Source organism: Sphingobacterium ginsenosidimutans, from assembly GCF_039536865.1.
In the GTDB taxonomy this organism is placed as follows: domain Bacteria; phylum Bacteroidota; class Bacteroidia; order Sphingobacteriales; family Sphingobacteriaceae; genus Sphingobacterium; species Sphingobacterium detergens.
On record NZ_BAAAZK010000006.1, the window covers coordinates 57,951 to 76,082 of the forward strand.

General features: G+C 40.4%; 18 protein-coding genes. 4 read left to right on the forward strand and 14 right to left on the reverse strand.

Features of this window, described 5'->3' with window-relative positions; all coding sequences use genetic code 11:
- Positions 1 to 136: 136 nt before the first annotated feature.
- The 9 genes from ABFX33_RS10855 to ABFX33_RS10895 all read right to left on the reverse strand — a co-directional run bounded on the left by ABFX33_RS10855 (position 137) and on the right by ABFX33_RS10895 (position 6,161).
- Entirely contained in the window at positions 137 to 532 is a 396-nt protein-coding gene (locus ABFX33_RS10855; protein WP_346086084.1) for a hypothetical protein, read from the reverse strand.
- 342 nt (positions 533 to 874) lie between these two features.
- The gene (locus ABFX33_RS10860; RefSeq protein ID WP_346086085.1) at positions 875 to 1,159 is read right to left on the reverse strand and encodes a hypothetical protein; all 285 of its coding nucleotides are present in this window, start codon (positions 1,157 to 1,159) and stop codon (positions 875 to 877) included.
- Between the two features lie 148 nt (positions 1,160 to 1,307).
- Positions 1,308 to 1,772, reverse strand: coding sequence for a DUF5675 family protein (locus tag ABFX33_RS10865; protein ID WP_346086086.1), 465 nt, complete (start codon positions 1,770 to 1,772; stop codon positions 1,308 to 1,310).
- Between the two features lie 7 nt (positions 1,773 to 1,779).
- A complete protein-coding gene (locus tag ABFX33_RS10870; RefSeq protein WP_346086087.1) occupies positions 1,780 to 2,361 on the reverse strand; it encodes a hypothetical protein in 582 nt (193 codons plus the stop codon).
- A 344-nt stretch (positions 2,362 to 2,705) separates the two neighbouring features.
- A complete protein-coding gene (locus ABFX33_RS10875) occupies positions 2,706 to 2,984 on the reverse strand; it encodes a hypothetical protein (RefSeq protein WP_346086088.1) in 279 nt (92 codons plus the stop codon).
- Between the two features lie 80 nt (positions 2,985 to 3,064).
- On the reverse strand, positions 3,065 to 3,838 hold the full coding sequence (locus ABFX33_RS10880) for a LytR/AlgR family response regulator transcription factor (protein WP_346086089.1): 774 nt from the start codon (positions 3,836 to 3,838) through the stop codon (positions 3,065 to 3,067).
- Between the two features lie 12 nt (positions 3,839 to 3,850).
- Positions 3,851 to 4,867, reverse strand: coding sequence for a hypothetical protein (locus ABFX33_RS10885; protein ID WP_346086090.1), 1,017 nt, complete (start codon positions 4,865 to 4,867; stop codon positions 3,851 to 3,853).
- A 129-nt stretch (positions 4,868 to 4,996) separates the two neighbouring features.
- Positions 4,997 to 5,905 carry a lysophospholipid acyltransferase family protein gene (locus tag ABFX33_RS10890; RefSeq protein ID WP_346086091.1) on the reverse strand — a complete coding sequence of 303 codons (909 nt, stop codon included), beginning with the start codon at positions 5,903 to 5,905 and terminating at the stop codon, positions 4,997 to 4,999.
- Positions 5,906 to 6,026: 121 nt separating this feature from the next.
- Positions 6,027 to 6,161 (reverse strand): hypothetical protein, encoded by a 135-nt coding sequence (locus ABFX33_RS10895; protein ID WP_279634419.1) that lies wholly within the window; start codon positions 6,159 to 6,161, stop codon positions 6,027 to 6,029.
- 323 nt (positions 6,162 to 6,484) lie between these two features.
- On the opposite strand from ABFX33_RS10895, the gene ABFX33_RS10900 reads away from it, so the two are divergent.
- The 3 genes from ABFX33_RS10900 (at position 6,485) to ABFX33_RS10910 (ending at position 8,449) form a co-directional block, all read left to right on the forward strand.
- Complete coding sequence (locus tag ABFX33_RS10900; protein WP_346086092.1) at positions 6,485 to 7,456, forward strand: helix-turn-helix domain-containing protein; 972 nt, start codon at positions 6,485 to 6,487, stop codon at positions 7,454 to 7,456.
- Between the two features lie 178 nt (positions 7,457 to 7,634).
- On the forward strand, positions 7,635 to 8,147 hold the full coding sequence (locus ABFX33_RS10905; RefSeq protein ID WP_346086093.1) for a MauE/DoxX family redox-associated membrane protein: 513 nt from the start codon (positions 7,635 to 7,637) through the stop codon (positions 8,145 to 8,147).
- Positions 8,144 to 8,449 (forward strand): hypothetical protein, encoded by a 306-nt coding sequence (locus ABFX33_RS10910; RefSeq protein ID WP_120261102.1) that lies wholly within the window; start codon positions 8,144 to 8,146, stop codon positions 8,447 to 8,449. Before ABFX33_RS10905 ends, ABFX33_RS10910 begins: the two co-directional genes overlap by 4 nt.
- A gap of 79 nt (positions 8,450 to 8,528) precedes the next feature.
- On the opposite strand, the gene ABFX33_RS10915 is transcribed toward ABFX33_RS10910, so the two are convergent.
- The 3 genes from ABFX33_RS10915 to ABFX33_RS10925 are packed head-to-tail and all read right to left on the reverse strand — an operon-like array spanning position 8,529 to position 14,491.
- Positions 8,529 to 9,881, reverse strand: a complete 1,353-nt coding sequence (locus ABFX33_RS10915) for a RagB/SusD family nutrient uptake outer membrane protein (RefSeq protein ID WP_346086094.1) — start codon at positions 9,879 to 9,881, stop codon at positions 8,529 to 8,531.
- Between the two features lie 4 nt (positions 9,882 to 9,885).
- Positions 9,886 to 13,053 carry a SusC/RagA family TonB-linked outer membrane protein gene (locus ABFX33_RS10920; protein ID WP_346086095.1) on the reverse strand — a complete coding sequence of 1,056 codons (3,168 nt, stop codon included), beginning with the start codon at positions 13,051 to 13,053 and terminating at the stop codon, positions 9,886 to 9,888.
- A 1-nt stretch (position 13,054) separates the two neighbouring features.
- Positions 13,055 to 14,491, reverse strand: coding sequence for a TlpA family protein disulfide reductase (locus ABFX33_RS10925; protein ID WP_346086096.1), 1,437 nt, complete (start codon positions 14,489 to 14,491; stop codon positions 13,055 to 13,057).
- A 572-nt stretch (positions 14,492 to 15,063) separates the two neighbouring features.
- Between ABFX33_RS10925 and ABFX33_RS10930 the strand changes: the two genes are divergently transcribed.
- Complete coding sequence (locus tag ABFX33_RS10930; protein ID WP_346086097.1) at positions 15,064 to 15,918, forward strand: hypothetical protein; 855 nt, start codon at positions 15,064 to 15,066, stop codon at positions 15,916 to 15,918.
- 1,044 nt (positions 15,919 to 16,962) lie between these two features.
- Here ABFX33_RS10930 and ABFX33_RS10935 read toward each other — a convergent pair.
- Entirely contained in the window at positions 16,963 to 17,430 is a 468-nt protein-coding gene (locus ABFX33_RS10935; protein WP_346086098.1) for a DUF1579 family protein, read from the reverse strand.
- Positions 17,431 to 17,477: 47 nt separating this feature from the next.
- Positions 17,478 to 17,978 (reverse strand): DinB family protein, encoded by a 501-nt coding sequence (locus ABFX33_RS10940; protein WP_346086099.1) that lies wholly within the window; start codon positions 17,976 to 17,978, stop codon positions 17,478 to 17,480.
- Positions 17,979 to 18,132 lie beyond the last annotated feature (154 nt).

An 18,132-nucleotide genomic window follows, 5' to 3' on the forward strand; every position in this document is an offset into this window, starting at 1 on the left:
GGTCTACTGAGGAGGAATTGTGGCATATCTTGAAGAAGCCACTTTTTGCTAAAAGAAATTAAGTGAAGGGATATGTACATAGAAAGAGCCATTCCCAAAATGGCAATGGCTCAAAAAACAATTCAATCTATTCCTGTTATTTACGCTGGCAATCGGCTGTCCAGACCTTGTCATCTTTGGTATAGCCGATCGTAAGTTTACCGGCATCAATGCGGATCACTCCTGTCCCCGCCGAGCCAATATTAATCAACACATTGTCTTTCTCTTCGAAGTCAACACCATTTAGATTGGGAATACTATTACCAAAAGCAAAGTTATAGGTATTACCGGTTTTTGTTACTGTAATGGTACCATTTGCAGAAGCGACATCCTTACTATTATCCTTTAGGTCGTCAAATGCGATTTTCCCTTCGTATTTACCGATAAAAAGATTGTTGTCCGCAGGATCATCATCTTTGCTACATGATATGAAGCTCATTACTGCTGTCAAAATAAGCATACCTAATCCCAAAGTTTGAATAAATTTTCTCATCGTTCGCGTGTATATGTAAGTCAAAATTTTATTAAAATCGGTAAGTTAAATCCAAACTTTATGCCATCGCAGCCTTCACAAGACAAGACCCGTATCAATCGAAATATAAAAAGTACTAATACAGATCAAGCGTATAAATACTTTTTATGGTCGAAATCGGGGCATCTACTCGCGCAGATGCCCCGCTCCTATTTTCGTCGGAATATCCGATTTAACAGCCTGCTCAGCAAGAAACTAACCAAGGTACCGATGAGAGCCGTGAGGGCTCCATAGAGCAAATCGTCCACCGAAAATGACGCCCAGATACCGCAGAGGGTGCCCCCAATAGCAGACAGCCGTACATCACTGATTTTCATCTGCTCCTCCTTTCTGCGGCGGAAAATCCATCTTTACTTTATTATTACGCATCGCCATCGCTGCGGACGTGTTGGTTTTATCCAATTGGCTTTTATGATTTATTTTTTCCGAATCCGTGGTTTCGTCATCTTTCTCGTTTATAACCGATTCGATAATCCCCAGTCCTAGTGCTATGTACCTGACTATATTCAACGTTTTTCCGGGGAGTTTTATCGGTGCTGCCAGCACGAGCTGCAGCACATTTCCTATTTTGCTAATGATTTTATTCATTTTTATTTAGTATTTAGTATTGAGATATTAGTATTGAGTATTGAGACTCGGCTTTAGCAAGTCAAAGACTTGTACTCTTTGTTTTCTTTTATTTCGTACTGAGATATTAGTATTGAGATTTGGGTAGTGATATCCCAGTTCGTTAAGCTTAAGGCATATTAACAAAAGCGTGCTCAATACGTAAAGTCACTTCTTCTTTTTTTACCTTTTCGATGATCGCATTATAGAGTTCGCAATAAGCTTGCGTGGATTGATATACTTCATAATCGGTGCCATCGGTACTTTTATGGAAGTAAGTCCCTACCAAAAGACAACCGGATGTATCGGCATGTGTATTACCGATATGCATATACACCATGCTAAAATTGGGAATATCTTTTATTTCAATCATGCCCTGATGTATATCCGGAAACCGTTTTTTATAGGCGGTGTTCATCCCACCCCAGTAATTGAGTCCGAGCTTGTAACTACCGATCGGGATGCAGGTTTGCCCTTTCACTTTGCTGTCCCGGATGCTATCTTCGAGTACGTAACATTGAAAGATCCCATCGCGATAAAGTTCAGACAGGGTACTCTCCTTCCCCTGTCGAACACGTTTGAGTGTGAGTTGCATCGGCCTGCTATTTATCCCCGTATTTGAGTTCGTAAGCATATTGATGCCCCGGCGTATCAGTCAGTGTGACTAGGTATTTGGCCTGTAGAAAATCCGGATTGTCCTGCTGGATCTGATACATCCAAGATACGCCGATCCCATCCATATCCTGCGCAAGCCCTGTTTCGATGACCGCATCGTTCTGATCTAGTATCTGTACTTCGATCTTGACCACAGCCATTACATCTTTGACCATCAATGTGATCTGATCCACCGCATTTCCTTTGTAGCCACTATCGTCCCAGCGCCGGATTACCGGTGCTGTAAAGAAATCCTTAAATGCGACATTGTAAGCAGTCTGATTGATATTGGCCTTTGCCTGATAAGCTGCCTTTATATCGGGATCCTGAATTGCAGTGCGCGCATAAAGTGAAGCATCCATAAACCTACTTTGGACCTCGAGCTGCTTGGTTGTCGGCGGTTTTGCATTTGCTGACTTTTTGGGTCTCCGTGCGATCACCGTCTGATCACCCCGCTGGCGGAATACCAGCATCTTCCCTACGGTGCCCGATGCACCCTGCATGACGATATTATCTCTTGATTTTGCCATTTTGTTGTTGTTTTATCTATTTAAAAATCTGTTTACTATCAACACAATGGGCGCCCTTAATTGCGTTGATAGCACAAATATGCTATCCCAAATAGCCGTTGTCAAGCAGCAATGGGGACGACGGTGAATTGCGGTTATTCGCGGCGAAAAACGTTGAAAAATGGCTATCTAAAACTTGGTTGGCCTAAACGTATCCTGTTGCGCTTGTCTTGAGGTTGTGCTTAACAAGTACTAAGGAAGGAAGTTTATTGTGTCGAGGGAGTAAGGTTATTGTGTGGAGCTAGCAAGGATTAAAAGTTTGCCCAGATCTGGGACAGCGTACCTGGGCAAATGGAATGGATGAGCTATTTTTTCTTCTTCGGATTAGCCTTAATATAAGCGATTATCTCATCTTTGAAGTAAAAATCCTTGCCATCCAAACTATATATGGGCAACTGTGTTTTTAATTCACCAAGCTTGGTATCCCTTATTTTCAAGAAAGATTTCATGTCGGTATTATCCATTAACTCGGCGGCAGTACCGAGGTAACTCTGGCTTAGCTGCTGTGCCTGAACGGCGATGACCTGGACGGCCTGTACCAAATCCCTTAATTGAGATTTCACTTCTTCAAAAAATTTTTCCATGTTTCATTAATTTAGTTCATATTTTGATTGTTGGTTAAATGCTCTGGAATAATTCGCACAGTATTCAATTACAAAAGGAGCTAATCTAAAACGTTGATTTTTTGCCGTAATTCCTTGATATAATTGCGTGTTACCTTGAATTTAAGTTGTGGACCTTCGGTCATGTGTATTGTATCCTTGTATAAGGATGCTATAAAATCAATATTAACGATTGTCGATTGGTCAACCTGAACGAATCCAGATTCGGGTAAAAAGTGTATGATCTCTTTTATTGTTTTTTTTGCTGTCCGCGGGCTTAAACGCCCATCTTTGTCTATTCTAGTATTTCTTTCAAAAAATGCCAATTCATTGTCGCCTTTCACTTTTTGGATATAATAAATATCCCTAAACTGCATCCGATGATACATGCGATCTGACAGTTCGAGATAGACAGCTTCAGGCTGGGGCTTGTATGCGATGTTAATGGGCAGGGCCATGCGGAAAAATGCATTATTCAGTGCCCGACACAGCAATGGAAAAGTCGCGGGTTTGGAGATATAATCAGCAGCATCCAATGCATAAGAGCGCAAGGAAAAGGAATCATGGGCAGTAACAAAAACAACCTGTGGCCTCCTTTTGGGATCAATAGACGCATACAGGTCCATCCCATTTAGCAGGCCCGTCTCGGGATCCGAACCTAAAATAATATCCATAAAAATGATATCATACTTGTTGGCGTTGATTTTGCTGATGGTTTCCCTAGTACTATCAGCCGTATCTATCTGAAGATCCAGTCCTGTCTGGTACAATAATTTTTTTAAATGTTGAGCATCATTGGGAACATCTTCAGCAATTAGAATAGGGATTATTGGCATAACAATTTGTTTTTACATAAAAGAAAGCTGAACGGTAAACATATTTGCGTGATTTATATATTCGATTTTATAATTTCCGGGAAGCAGCTGATCAAATAGTTGCTGCACCATCTGGGTCCCAGTACCCGAGTGACCATGCGATCTGGCCGTGGCTACCGTATTCCTCATTTGGAGCTGGAGTTTGGTATCCTTGCGGCACCAGATGATCCATATTATGTATTTTTCTCCCTTGGGACTATGGTCAAGGGCGTTTTCAAACCAAGAAAGCAATGCCGCCGCAGGAATAGACCTATTCCAATCGGCACTGGCAAGCAGCTGCTCACCTTCGAATAGAACAGTTCTATCAGTAAAACATGAAGCCATTACCCTAAGTTGCATCCATTCCTCGGCGATAGCGACTTTTAATTTTTTATTCGCTACTATATCAATCATGTATTGCAGCAAATGTATTGTCTCCGGACGATGTAGCACTTTATTGTCCTGGACGATCTTGATCCATTGTCTGGTAAAATGATCCGACAAGCGTGCAGAAACTATTGTTGTATTCAATGCATTTGAACGTCTCTTAAAACGTGCCCGAAACGAAAGGTAGTGCGTCACAAATTGTACTATAAAAGCGATTACTATAACTAAGGTATTTCCTACAAATACTCTATTATTAAATTGTATCAGACGGCGGGGCGTTATCTTTCCGACAAAATTAATACCTTTTGCCGGGAGCCAATGATAGGCGTATTCATACCAAAAGTCTGCCGAATAACCGATCCAAAGAACCAAAACAAGCAGTATCCCTATTTTAATGGTTGATGACTGTCGCCAACATAGCCTGATCATCAGCCAAAAAACTGTAAACGAAATAAGATAAGGACCTATTAAAGCTATTAGATGGCGTATGGAGAGGCGTCCCCAGACATGTACATTCATCTTGATCAAAATTGACACAATGATTCCAAGGCCCAAAACAAACAGGATAAAGGTTTTATTTAAAACCCAATAAGCTGTTAGCTGGCTGATTTTTGTCGTTCTCATACAATAGTGTAACGGGTACGTTAATTGGTTATTCAAAATCCTAAATATAAATAAAACAAGACAGTATATCTAATTATTTAAACATAATTTTTCTCATAAAGGAAATAACAGCATTTTATAAGTAATTTTCTAATCTAACTTTATTTCAAAAAAGCGTTTATTTTTCACGTCAAAAAAGAATTGTCTTTGCCGCATACATATCGGCATCACCCAAACAGGATCATTTGAAGTGCTATGATTTGTTTGAGCGAGATTTGGCTGGTACAAGTGAAGCATAGGCCAATTTTCCCAAGCCATCCAGTATTGTCCCATGATCTTATTCAAAACCACTGCGAATTTCATTTTAAATCTTTTCAAATAGCCCTTTAGCGGTTCATTTTTCTTGAACACCAATTTATTCGTTATCGATACTTTCCAACGGCCATCGATGTCATCCCTGTCCATTAGCATAAAAGATATGGGAATGCCGAATTTATATGCGAGCCGCGCACTATTGGAATGAAAATAGAGTTGTTTTTGCGCGATAGGAACCTTGATCAAGGCCTGGTGATTTTTAGCGGCGATCTTCCGGACACCTTCATCCGCATCCAAATAAATCAGTACTATCCGACGATCCTTTACCGCTGAGACGATACTGCGGAGCACTGTGGGACGAGTAGCATCTATGTATTTCAGGGTATCCTTGGGAAGGTCATTGATCAAGAGCTCATTATAAACCGACTCGCTGTCGCGCTTGATTACTTCGGCGGACGCAACTACAGTAATCCGATACCCGGCAGCAATGAGATAACGCGGCAACATTCGGTATGGACCATAGTGAAATGCTATGCACATTCCGGTCAGGTCTCTGGGTATTGTTTGCACTATTTCCTGATCCAAGACCTGCGTCAATAAAGCGGGGTGAGCCATCAGCGCGAACGAGCTCTGGAGCGCCCTCCATTTCAAATAGTTAATTTCAAGATCATCGATGCCCAGATCAGGAAAGAAGGTCCAGACATTGGCGAACCAAAAAGGCTTGGTTAAGTGATTTTTGTCCATTGGTTTATTATTTTATTTTCAGCATCCACGATCGAACATCGATTTGCATTTTCAACGAGATGCCCTTTATTTCTATCGCAACTATTAGGCATTGCCTCCCCGGTGGGAGGCAATACTTAGGTTAGGGAATATCTACCCAGCATTTTTCGTCATCAACCACATCATCCATTTCAGGGAACATTCCTATCATCTGCTCCATTGTCAGCCCCATTATTTGAGGAGAGTCGATGACCATACTATCTCTCGTATCTTTCATTGAAAATCATTTAAATATGGCCTGCAACCGTGCGGGTCAGGCCAATCCCGCTGTCTTACGAACATTTAATAAATCGGTTAGCTAACAAAACAAATGTTGGAGAAAATCGCGAAAAAAGCGAAAGAGATGGTATGTTGCAGAAATGGACAGTTTTAATGCCAACCGGCTGCCTTTGGGATTAGAATCATACAGATAACATCAGTTTACTGCATCTTTTCCTTAAAAACGTGTCGTTTATCATTTTATTCGGAAAAGTGGAATCTTCGATTTTACCTTTATAAGCAGCATTTAATCTCAAAAAATTTGTTGCCACAATTCCGTTTATGAAAAAAACATTCCATTTTAGGTTACCCGAAGTAGACCATTTTAGGGATCAAGTGAAAGCATTTTTGCCCAAACTGGCCGATTCGTCTATACAGCATTATAAAGATATAGGCATTCAGCTCATTGAAGAGTACATTGACTATCGCCCGGTCATCTTCTATCGGTTGCAGGCACAGGTGCAGCAACATTTTAGGTTGTCCGTCAATACCACCAAAGCGGATTATCATCTGCTCTATAATATGGCGTCACCGGAGGACATCATAATCAAACAGCCAAGCCAGGAATGCCAGGCAGCGCTGCCATCGGAATACCACAGCTATGTTTATATTCCGAAGGGTAAAATACAGGTAGACCTGTCTCCCGGGCAATATCTGCTGTATGGTGTATTAATTGATATAGGCCTCATCCGACCGGAGATCTACAAAGAAAAACATTTTTTACATGAATTCAGAGCAGCCCATAGGCGTGATAAAAAGCGGCTCTTCCAAAGTGCCCTGTGGCCAATTAAAGAACGGACACGATATCAACTTTCTTACATTGAGGTATATTTATTTAAGTACCGCAAAGAGAATGAGGTCATTGCTATAAAAGTTGTTTATGATCTGTTTGATATTGCTATTTACAAGAACTTCTACCTGCATGAAAAGATAAATTTGGATCAGTCGCTGGCCGAACGTGCCTTTCGGATGATCAGGGATCAAGTAGAGCAGACTTTTAGCAGCTGTTCGATACAGACAATAGCTGACCAGCTGCAAGTAGACATGAGCAAGTTGGATAAAATATACAAAGCAATCTATGACGAAAATCCGAAGCAGACGTGGAATAAGCTTCTAATTCAAAAAGCGAAAGAGTTATTGCTGGCAGGGCATTCGGTCAAAGAAGTAAGCAATTATTGTGGATATGAGCAGCAGCAAAATTTCTCAACATTTTTTCGGAAGCAGGCAGGGGTCTGTCCGAGTAAATATAAATAGTCAATGAAATCATACCCTTCGTCCCTAAAATAGGCACCGTTTCTAAACAATAATATACTACAAGCCCAAAAATAAGACGGACAGCTTCAAACAAAAAATCATACAACGACCTACCTAAAAACCATACATGCCTCGAAAATTACTGAGTTAACTTTGGTATAAGATACAGCAACAAAGTATGAACATGATCACAGGCAAACTGCAGTCACTAAAGCACCATAAGCGTTTGAAGAATGACAAAATCAAACGAACCGTAGGGAAAGCGTCAAATATACTTTTTCGGATTGGCGTTTACGGCTATGCTTGCCTGTATATGTTCACTGGAGTAGATAAACTCATTAACATTGAAAGTTTTACAAGAGGGCTTCTTAAAGTTCCTTACCTGCAGGACTATGCTTTAGCAATTGGCTTAGGTATTCTTGTGCTGGAGATTTCCCTTTCTTTTATGCTAATTATCCCGGGACGAATTCAACAGATCTCGCTATGGTGTTCAACAGTGTTAATGTTAGCTTTCACAATTTTTATTTCCTGGATGATGAAGTATCATCCCACTCAAATGTGCCACTGTGGTAAAGCGATCGAAAAAATGGGCTGGCACAGCCACCTTGTATTTAATCTGATATGGCTAGCGTTAGGAGTCTATGCCATTCGATATAATCACAAATTAATACATAAAACTAAATTATCATGAGAACAAAAAACATCATGAGCACAGTGCTAATCGGATTGGCACTTGTCGGCGGAGCAGCAGGATTGGCAGCTAGCACCACACATTCAAAACCATTAAAACAAAGTGAGGTCATGTTTGGCCGGGACCAAAATGGTAACTGGCATGAATTAACGACACCAGAACAGCAAAACTTAGATTGCACACCTGATGCACAACCCTGCAAATCGGTTTATGAAGAAGGTTATTCACCCGTTACAGGTACCTCTTCGGATCCTGGATTTATCCGCAATGAAGCTTCCAATGGCTACATTACACTTCCTTAATTAAACTAGGATACTTTCCTGGTTTATCAATGAAGCCCGTATTTGTCGTAAATACGGGCTTCTGTAATTTATTCCTTAACTATTCTATCAAATTGTTATACATTTTTTCCGTTCGCGGGATAGGGAAACAATACATCTTATCGTTGGGTTCCAGACGGTAGGTATTGCCATTATATACCCGCTCTAATGCAACCTTAAAGCGAGGATCTTTATTTAACCGTCGTAGATCAAACCAACGCAATCCCCGAAAGACCAGCTCCCGAATCCGCTCGTCTAAAACTATAGCCATTGCATCCTCCACGTCTTCTGCTTTAAGCATCATGGTGCTTGCCTCTTTGTTGAACCGGTGCTTGCGCAAGTGATTTAATAAAGCCAATCCTGCTGGAATGCTGTTTCTACGGATAAGACATTCAGCCTGGATAAGATACATTTCGCTTGTTGTCAGCCCAGTGAAAGGTACCAACGATCTAAAGTAATATGTTGCTTTCATCTGTGCATTTCCTTGCCCGTCAAATTTAAAATATTTACTTTTCCGTAAGTCTTCGGCCGTATATATGGAAATCCACGCAGGATTGACAATTCCATTGGTATACAGCTGTGAAGCCTGTAAAATCGGCATTGAATAGAAAATAATCTCCGGATTTTTTACCCTAAAGGGATCTTCGAATGTATTGCCTACAAGATTATAATCGAGCAAATCAGGTTGTACCTGAAGGCTCAACGAAGCATATTTCTCCGCATTTTCATAATCAAAGCGACTTAAATATACACGTGCCAATAATGCATAAGCAGCGCAACGGTTGGGTCTTGAAATGACAATGGAAGTCTTTGAGAGCAGTTCCGTTGCTGTGAATAAATCCTGAATAATCTGATTGTAACAGATTTCGACAGTTGACCTTCCCGCTTTATCATTGATATCGGCCTTTAGTTTCAGGACAATTCCGAGATCCGTATTAGCCGTCTCTCTGTCGTAAGGAACGGCATACACCTGCAGCAGATGAAAGAAGTGCCATGCCCTGAGAAACAGCGCACTCCCTTTGACGTCATTGTATCGCGTTTTGTCGGTGACATCCTTCATGTCATCCAGACCTTCCAGCACCAAATTTGCTTTCAGTACCTGCGCATAAATATTCGTCCAGTCAAAATCTATTTCCATCTGCTGCAGGCCCTCATAATCCCAGAGGTAAGCATCCGACAGATAGGAGGCCGATGATTGCAGGCTGTTATCTTTGGCAATAAATTCATCCGTAGCCGCATTTATCAGACCGGGGGTCTGATTCATCTGTTGTGCGACGTCATCCAGTAAGGCTTGGTAATCCGCCAGAGTTTTAGGCACTACGAGTGCCTTGTCCGGTTTTACATCGAGGAAATCGTTCGAGCAGGATATCATACCCAAGCATACGAACATATATAAATAGCTTACTATCTTCATTGCATTAAAATTTAAAGTTTAGACCAAACGATACAGTTCTTGATGGCGGGAAGTCAACCAATGGATAATCTGGATCAAGGCTACTTTTGGAAGACTTCCAGATTATTCCTAGATTGTTCGCATAGACAAAGAATGAGACTTCTTGAAGTTTCACTTTCCGAAGCTTATTTTGAGCTATTGCATACGATAGTTTTAGATCCTGCAATTTGAGATGATCACCTTTTTCGACAAATAAGCCCGTATTATTGTAAAAATTATCCCGGTTTGCATTATTTGTCTCGGGAATTGAGGGAATCACCGTGTATTGTTCATCTCCCGGCTTCTGCCACCGGTGTTCGTAATCGCCATGTTGACTATTCGCCGTCAGTACCGCAGTCATCTTGGCGGTATTGCGACGATAGAAATATCCAAGACGGTAGGTCATATTGACCGAGAGGGAGAGATTACGCCAGGTAAACGTATTGCGCAGACCACCAAATACCGTAGGCCTTTGACTTCCATGATAGACAATCGAATGCTCATCCATACTTGCAATAATAGCAGCATAGTTTTCACTTTCCTGTCCATCCAGGTAACCGACCGGATTTCCATTCAGCGGATTGAGGCCTTTAAAAGGATAAGAATAAAGACCATACTGAGGCTTTCCGACCAGCGTCACCTGTGCTCCGGTGAAGCTGGTCACCTGTGGCAGATAATGCGTTACCTCATCCCTGGCGATAGACAAAAAATATTCTGTATCCCAACCGAAAGCTTTTATAAAGTTTTTAGTCTTTAGCTGCACATCCAGTCCGGAAGTTTTTGTATTTGCATAATTTTCTGTAAAGGAGCTCACCCCAGCAGATGGCGCATACGGGGTTTCACCAATGAGATCCAGTCCCCGTTTCCAATACCGTTCTATTCCTCCCGTAATACGGTTATCCTTACTTGCGAAATCGAGCCCGAGATTCAGCACTTTGGTCCGTTCCCAGCGCAATGCCGGGTTTGGAGGATTGACAACCCGTGCATAGGGCAATCCTGTCAGGATCGCATTGCCATAATAACGGATCGTGGTAAATGCTGTAATGCTTTTATTGATATTGCCGTTATAACCATAAGAAGCTTTGAGCTTCAAGTACGGAAGTATTTCCGATTTATAGAAGGAGGCTTTAGATAGCTGATAGGCCATTCCCACCGACCAGAGCGGCACCCCTTTTTGATTGGTACGTACACCAAAGAGATTGGACTGATCCAAACGTGCAGAAGCATAAAAATCCAGCTGTCTATCATAGGTATATGCGATATTACCGTAAAAAGAGCGGTATCTATCCACGGTTTCCACCAGCTTCTCGCCATTGGCTATGGTCTGTTTGGAATTAGGATTTACATATCGCGGGTAGCTATTGACAAAATCCACATTCGCACTGAAGGCCAGATCATTGTTATATCCATAGAGCAGATTTGAGTTGGAAACCGCAGGGTTATCCCGGATTTCAAAGCCAGCCATAGCACGCCATTGGTGTTGCTGCCATTCTTTCTGATAATCCAATTGTGAGCGAAATGCATGGTTATGGCTTTTACTATTTTCGGTATTCAATATCCCACCTAAGGGAATGGGTCTGATCAAGCTTCCATCGGATTGTATCTGTGTGAGATTATTGATCAGGTCACGACTGAAGAACGTTTCCGGCGGATTATATTTCCGAAAATCATTTTTATTTTGTGTGTACTGGTAGAGTGCTGTCACACGTAGGCCATCCCAGATCTTATAGTTCAGATCGGCATACATTCTGTAGTATGAACTTGCAGCAGTCCTTTCTGTCAAATAAACCTCTTCTAGTGGACGATAACTCCAATCCAGCAATCCGTCTGCTGTCGCTTGATCAATAAATGACCAAGGATAATTTTTCACTGTCCGTGCATAGCTCCCATCTTCATTCCGCAACCGTGCATAGGGATAAAGCTGCGATTGCCCTGTCATATTCAGTCCGTTATTTCCAAGATTGGGACTCTCCTGCCTGCGCTCGCTCAGATCTACTCCGGTCGTCAATTGCAAATGGTCATCCAGCAGGAAAAAGGTGTTTTTCACATTGGCGGAAAGACGTTTAAGCCCATTTCTGACGAGTTCTTCCCTATTATCATCATACCCTAGAGAAATGTAATAAGTCTGCTTCTTGCTGCCCCCACTTAAATTGATATTGTATTGACGGTTGACCATATTTTGGTAAAGATATTTATCCATGTCCATTCTGCTATCAATGGTCTTAAGCTGTTCGATCTGGGCATCTATCTGATCTGCCATCGCCGGATTATCCCGTTTTTGAATCAGCAGAGCAATGACTGGCGTATACGGTGTTTTATTGATATTGGTCTCAGCAGCTTTATAAACACCTTTATCGAAAAGGTATTTTTCCAGTTCGATAAAGGAGCCTGTTGACATACGAGGCTGGTAGTATAAGTCAGGCTTGGCTCCGATGGTCATATTTACATTAAATCCCAGTTTTGGGCTTTTGTCACGCTTTCCCTGTTTAGTTGTGATCACGATTACGCCATTGGCAGCCTGAGCCCCCCATATCGAGGCCGCTGCAGCATCCTTTAATACGGTAATCTGCTCCACATCGTTCGGATTGATATCAAGGATATCGCCTTCGTAAGGAAAGTTATCCAACACGATTAAAGGGTTAGATTCAGAAAATAGCGTACTCTGTCCACGGATCGAGATCGCCCGGGGGCTGTTTCTATTGAAGAGCATCCCGGGAACATTCCCATCTAGTCTACTGATAATATCTGTTGACACCTGCCGGTTCAGCTGCTTTTCATCCAACGTAGCGTAGGAGCCCGTCGCCCGTTCTTTTGTTATAAACTGATAGCCGGTAGAAATCTGCACTTCCTCCAATTGATTCTCTTTCGATTCAAGCAATACCACAGGATTTAGCAACAAATCCTTTACAGCGACCCGTATTGTCATAAAAGATAGATGAGCAATTTCAATGGAGTCTGCTGGTCGTAGATGGTCAATTCTATATTTACCCGTATGATCTTTTAATAAAAGCTGTTGTGTAGACAATATCTTGACACGCGCATCTGTTACAGCTCCATTGTCCCGCGATGCATGAATAACAAAGCCTTGCCTATCCTGTGCTTTCCCGATTCCTTGAACTAGGAGCACAAAAAGTAAAATTGTAAATGCTCTCATGCTATTTAGTTGAAACTTCATCCGCGATGATCAGTACTTCTACATCTCGCTCCTGCGCTACGATTGCCAGATCATACTTTGCGAGCTCCCTGTTCAGGGCTTTGAGATCAGTTAGTTTGGCATTGATCGTAATATCGATAAGCCCACGATAATCCGTCAGGTTGACCAACGGTTTTTTCAAGGGAACAAAGACCCTATCTTCTAAAACACTGATTAGTAAACTCAATGGATATTGGTTGATCCTACCGCCATAGGGACTGATGGTATTGATCTTGTCTCCGCCTTGAGATTTTATCTTGTCGACATCCGAAGTCCTTACGAGGCAATAGGAAGGCACTTTTCTTTTTTCGGTATAAGCACGGTAATCAGGAAAATGCTGTCTAAGGTCATTGCGCATCATACTCCAGGCTTGGTTTTGATATTTATTGGCTACCACCAATTCATAGCAAAAGCCCCTATCTGCCTGTAGCCAGGAAATATACCCAGCACCCTGCTTTCTACTGTTTATTGCGAGGGAATCCTTGCTCAATACGATGGTATTATGCCAGTTAAAATAACGGTTATGGTCGGAATGCGCCAGCTGATACAGCTGTATCATACTTAGGTTGTGTGCAAAGACCCGTCTATATGCCACATCTTTCACTTGCGGATGGTCATCATGCAGCCCTACCGTGTAAGTATATCCACAACCGAATCTGTCTGAATATTCAGTCAGGGTACTTTGTTTGATAAAATTCGTATTCCAGATTTTTTCGGGATCAAAAAAAACAGGCTTGGTCTTGTCATAAGGCGGACGGTAGTCATTTTTAATGGGAAGACTAATTTCTTGACCACGGATCATTTTTTCTATATTATCCGCGTTTATTTGTTTAGCATCTGTAATCGCCAGTACCCTACCCTTCCCGTCCAACCATATATAATGCGGAATGGTACTATGTTTGAAAAGATTTGAAAAGAGGGTATTGTCTGTTATATAATCTAAGTTTGACGGCATTACCTGAGCTCTATTTCGCATTTCAAAAAAGCTACTGACTTTATTTGCTGTTTCATAGGTTATAGGAATAATAGCTATATCCTTGCTGTAGGTAAGCTGTAAAGAATCCATTTTTGGCAATGAGGCGATGCAAGGAGCACACCAAGTAGCCCAAAAATCAAGGATCAGTAACTTCTTATTCGCATATTCCTTTAGGGCTATTGTCTTATGGCCAGTTGAAGTATTTAATGCTGGAAATTTGGATTTCCATATTAATGCAGGCACAGTATCTCCTACCTGGAGCGGCTTTACAGCAAGAGACCCATTGGCCCCGCTGTCCTTGCGGGGCGTCTGAGCCGATAAACTAAACATAGAAACTAAGCATAGGATAGATAGTAGGGCACTATATATACATATTGTCTTCAGATTAGGCAAGAGCTCTCCTGCCCTAAAAAAATGTCTCATTTTTTAAATTTTAAAAAGTAACCTAACGACATCATCTCTTCCAGACTAGTTATGGTCACATGAACAATACATTAAAAGATGGGGAGCTAGATCGCATTTGAGTGGTCATCACAAAGGTTATCATATTGGCGTGATGCGATCCATAGCAATGTAGGGTCAAAGTTTTGACCAAGCTATCCGAGCTACTCGGGCGCTGTAATTAGATTTTTTGTTGTCTGTTTTTTAAGGTTCATATCAGCTTGTTAAGTATAAAAACTTAAAAGCTTTAGAGAAGATATTATTTGTAGGCTCCCTCCGTGCGCTCAACACCCCCTAGGAGAGGCGGAAACCGAAGTTTCCAAGCGTGCAACACGGAGAGAGCCTACATTTATATTCAAATATACAAAATGTAGGCGCTTTCTCACCGTTGCTTCACACGCTTAAAGATTTCCTAGGTCTGTTGAGCGAAGCTTTTTCAGTTCAAAAACAAAGAATACGAGATCATTTCGTATTACTTTTCAAAGATAGCTTATACTAAGATAAAAACCAAATATAAATGGATTTTTCTTTAGCTATTACCGGTAAATTAATGCATGAATAGAAGCTCATATATTTTAATCGGAAACAAGTTAAAATGGATAAGAGAATTGCTCTTATTGACTACAAAAGAAGTAAGTGAATTATCAACTATCCCAGCAACAACTTTGCGAAGAATCGAACATGGCGACAAAACATCAATCGAAAAATGGATTGATAAACTATGTTACTTATACCAGATAAATAAGGCTAAAATATATGACGCCCAATATAGTATTCCAAATTGGAAAATTTTAAGAAGAAATGTGCTTGTAGAGCATAGAAGTAATATTTTATATTTAAAATACATTAATAAAAAGCCCTTTCCCAGAAAGGCCATTGAGTTCCGAGTGATGCAGACGTCTTTCATTAACAGCTATAAAAATACGAGTGAGATAAGAGCCTTTTTACAAAAAACATATAATTGGACGTTCAGCTATGAAGCAATTATAATGGCATTAGACAGCCTTGCTGAAGAAAATCTGATTGAGGTAGAAAATGTAAAGGTAAATCCAAGATGCTACAGAAGAACAAGAAAGAAGAATAACAACATCCTGTCAAAATTATCACTCGTTTCCATAAAATTAGAAGATTTAACAGCGTTAGAATTGGGCAACTCAGTAACCCCAGCTTATGACCGAATGACTGCAATGTTACTAATTCTCAATAATGAAGTTATTTCAAGAGGAAATTTATATGAAAAAATAAATTATACCAATGCATATAAAAATCACAAAAGATCTCTCAAAATCTTAGAGAACCTAAAACTTGTTGAACAAACCGAAGAAAAACCCAACAGTAGCAAACAAAAATACAGAATCACTAGCAAGGGAAGAGAACTATTAAATTCCAGCGGCATTTATAGCAAGTAGCAGTTTCCTACTACATCCAGAGGAAAAAATAGGCATTATCTCTACAGACGGAATAATACAATCTAATCTTTCCCAGCCAACTGTTCGACTACTTCTACAGGGGCGAGCGTCCAATAATTGGGTTAGGAACATAGACACAAATTTGAATATAAATTCGTTTCTTTGAACTAGATATAAACGAAAAATATAAGATGAACTACAAAATATCATTCTCGGAAACCAGCCGAGGACGGGAGTTCTAAATTTGTCTTTATAAATTAAAGTGCTTATGTTTGCATCAACAGTACACGCCACGCTACCCATCAGAACAGCGTCCCAGGGCGTGTCTTTTGCTTTAATAAACAATCATTATTCCTTTAGTACCATAAACAAGCCTTTACTATTGATGAACAAATAAAACAATTAACTAGAAGAGGACTAATTATCAGTGCATCAGATAATGCTTAAAACTATCTTTCAACCTGAAAATCAATTTACCCAACAATTGTAAAACCTGTTCATAAAATATCCTAATGACGATCTAAATGCTCTTGGGATAAAACAAAATTGGCGAGACGAACCTTTATGGCAATTATAATAAAAAACATTCCTGTTCTTAAATAAGATGAAGCGATTAAATCCGATAGCAATGCACAGGTAGCTATTAAAAAAATCAACAATTAAGTTTAGCAAACAGTTATCTATCGCAAGCCAAATTTTAGCGAAAGCTAAAATCTAATTTTTTCTATTTTGGCATTGTTAGGCAAAAGCTATTGTTTTACATTAGATAGTGATGAAAAGCTAATAGTTGCTGCGTTTACAATATCCTATCGTAAAATTTCGTCTTTTGCCTCCTAACAATAAAGCCGTATCATCTTTGTCTTGTGGTAAGATAATTTTTAAATTTAATCAATCATACGCTGACGAAAGCACCCAACCAATTATATTATCTTTAAACATAGAGAAGTTTTTAAGACAAGCTTGACATTCCGTATCAAAATTCTTCTCATTATCAATTTCGAAGACAAATTCGCATTTTTAAGCCAGGTAGGATAAATTCATTGTTTACTCAACAAGCCTGTAATTTGCATCAATCGCTAAAGTTTCTTCACCATTTGGCGAGACATTGTACATTTTTATCCGAAGGTTATGATCAGTGGGTAACGGAATATCAATTCGCCAACCCCAATCGGGATTATCGGGCACTTCATAAGAACCTCTTAAGGAGATATCTCCCGCCTCATTCATTGTACCATAACAATTCATGATCCTTCCATCCATACCCCATGAGTCAACCCATGATGCCGTAACTTCGGATTGTTTATTGTTGTTACCCATTAATAGCATCCCTTCTTGCGCTACACCTTCATGATACCAATCATAAGTAAACATTAGAAATTTGTTGTTAGCAACGGCTTTTATAGCCAAGTTTGATATCGAATCAAAGTTAGGATCGGGCAACCAGCTTAGGATCAACCTATGGTTGCCCTTCCAAAGTCCAATGTATTTATTATGTATGTCTATTAGCTTCATAGTTATTTCCGTTATACCTCCAAACACGTTCCGAAGGATATTACACCCTATTGCTGCTGCCGCATCACATTCCAGAAATTATAGTCCAGCATAGGCGCTTTCAGAACACCTACATGATGCCCTATGGTAACTATCTGACCGCGGTGATAGGTCGTATGGATAATTAAATGTTGGAGGTATTCATACTTGGGAAAATTAGAAGAAAACCATTGTGATTCGATGAGATGGGGCTCGTTCATTGCTTCACTATTTTCCTTTACGTAGGCAGCTAAAAGTTTGGCTTCGTTAACGATGTTGTTCATTTCAGTTTCAATGTCCACCGATGTAGCGATATAGTCAAAGCTTGGAGTCGCCGTCTCACGGATCATCGATGAACAATACAACTGTGTATCGCTAATGTGCTTGAGCGTTTTTGCAATACTAGTGAAGCTCGATGGACATTTCTTTTGTAACAACTCCTCAGGGTAGCTCCTCAGCCAAGCAACCAACTGTTCGCTGACCCAAATGTTATAATCAACACTGTTTGTAATGGATGTTTTTAGACTCATGGTGTTCTTATTTTCTATTTAATAAAAATTAAAAACGCGAAATATTAAAAGACGCGTACCGCACAGCCGAACGCCTAAACACTGGCTATTAACCAATTAAATATAATGAATTTTATGATTTGAAGCTATACCAATAAAATGATACGTCAGAAAA

What these genes read in the sequence shown, in the direction of transcription:
- ABFX33_RS10855 (WP_346086084.1), bottom strand. Translation starts at nt 532, where the DNA reads ATGAGAAAATTTATTCAAACTTTGGGATTAGGTATGCTTATTTTGACA.
- ABFX33_RS10860 (WP_346086085.1), bottom strand. Translation starts at nt 1,159, where the DNA reads ATGAATAAAATCATTAGCAAAATAGGAAATGTGCTGCAGCTCGTGCTG.
- ABFX33_RS10865 (WP_346086086.1), bottom strand. Translation starts at nt 1,772, where the DNA reads ATGCAACTCACACTCAAACGTGTTCGACAGGGGAAGGAGAGTACCCTG.
- ABFX33_RS10870 (WP_346086087.1), bottom strand. Translation starts at nt 2,361, where the DNA reads ATGGCAAAATCAAGAGATAATATCGTCATGCAGGGTGCATCGGGCACC.
- ABFX33_RS10875 (WP_346086088.1), bottom strand. Translation starts at nt 2,984, where the DNA reads ATGGAAAAATTTTTTGAAGAAGTGAAATCTCAATTAAGGGATTTGGTA.
- ABFX33_RS10880 (WP_346086089.1), bottom strand. Translation starts at nt 3,838, where the DNA reads ATGCCAATAATCCCTATTCTAATTGCTGAAGATGTTCCCAATGATGCT.
- ABFX33_RS10885 (WP_346086090.1), bottom strand. Translation starts at nt 4,867, where the DNA reads ATGAGAACGACAAAAATCAGCCAGCTAACAGCTTATTGGGTTTTAAAT.
- ABFX33_RS10890 (WP_346086091.1), bottom strand. Translation starts at nt 5,905, where the DNA reads ATGGACAAAAATCACTTAACCAAGCCTTTTTGGTTCGCCAATGTCTGG.
- ABFX33_RS10895 (WP_279634419.1), bottom strand. Translation starts at nt 6,161, where the DNA reads ATGAAAGATACGAGAGATAGTATGGTCATCGACTCTCCTCAAATAATG.
- ABFX33_RS10900 (WP_346086092.1), top strand. Translation starts at nt 6,485, where the DNA reads ATGAAAAAAACATTCCATTTTAGGTTACCCGAAGTAGACCATTTTAGG.
- ABFX33_RS10905 (WP_346086093.1), top strand. Translation starts at nt 7,635, where the DNA reads ATGAACATGATCACAGGCAAACTGCAGTCACTAAAGCACCATAAGCGT.
- ABFX33_RS10910 (WP_120261102.1), top strand. Translation starts at nt 8,144, where the DNA reads ATGAGAACAAAAAACATCATGAGCACAGTGCTAATCGGATTGGCACTT.
- ABFX33_RS10915 (WP_346086094.1), bottom strand. Translation starts at nt 9,881, where the DNA reads ATGAAGATAGTAAGCTATTTATATATGTTCGTATGCTTGGGTATGATA.
- ABFX33_RS10920 (WP_346086095.1), bottom strand. Translation starts at nt 13,053, where the DNA reads ATGAGAGCATTTACAATTTTACTTTTTGTGCTCCTAGTTCAAGGAATC.
- ABFX33_RS10925 (WP_346086096.1), bottom strand. Translation starts at nt 14,491, where the DNA reads ATGAGACATTTTTTTAGGGCAGGAGAGCTCTTGCCTAATCTGAAGACA.
- ABFX33_RS10930 (WP_346086097.1), top strand. Translation starts at nt 15,064, where the DNA reads ATGAATAGAAGCTCATATATTTTAATCGGAAACAAGTTAAAATGGATA.
- ABFX33_RS10935 (WP_346086098.1), bottom strand. Translation starts at nt 17,430, where the DNA reads ATGAAGCTAATAGACATACATAATAAATACATTGGACTTTGGAAGGGC.
- ABFX33_RS10940 (WP_346086099.1), bottom strand. Translation starts at nt 17,978, where the DNA reads ATGAGTCTAAAAACATCCATTACAAACAGTGTTGATTATAACATTTGG.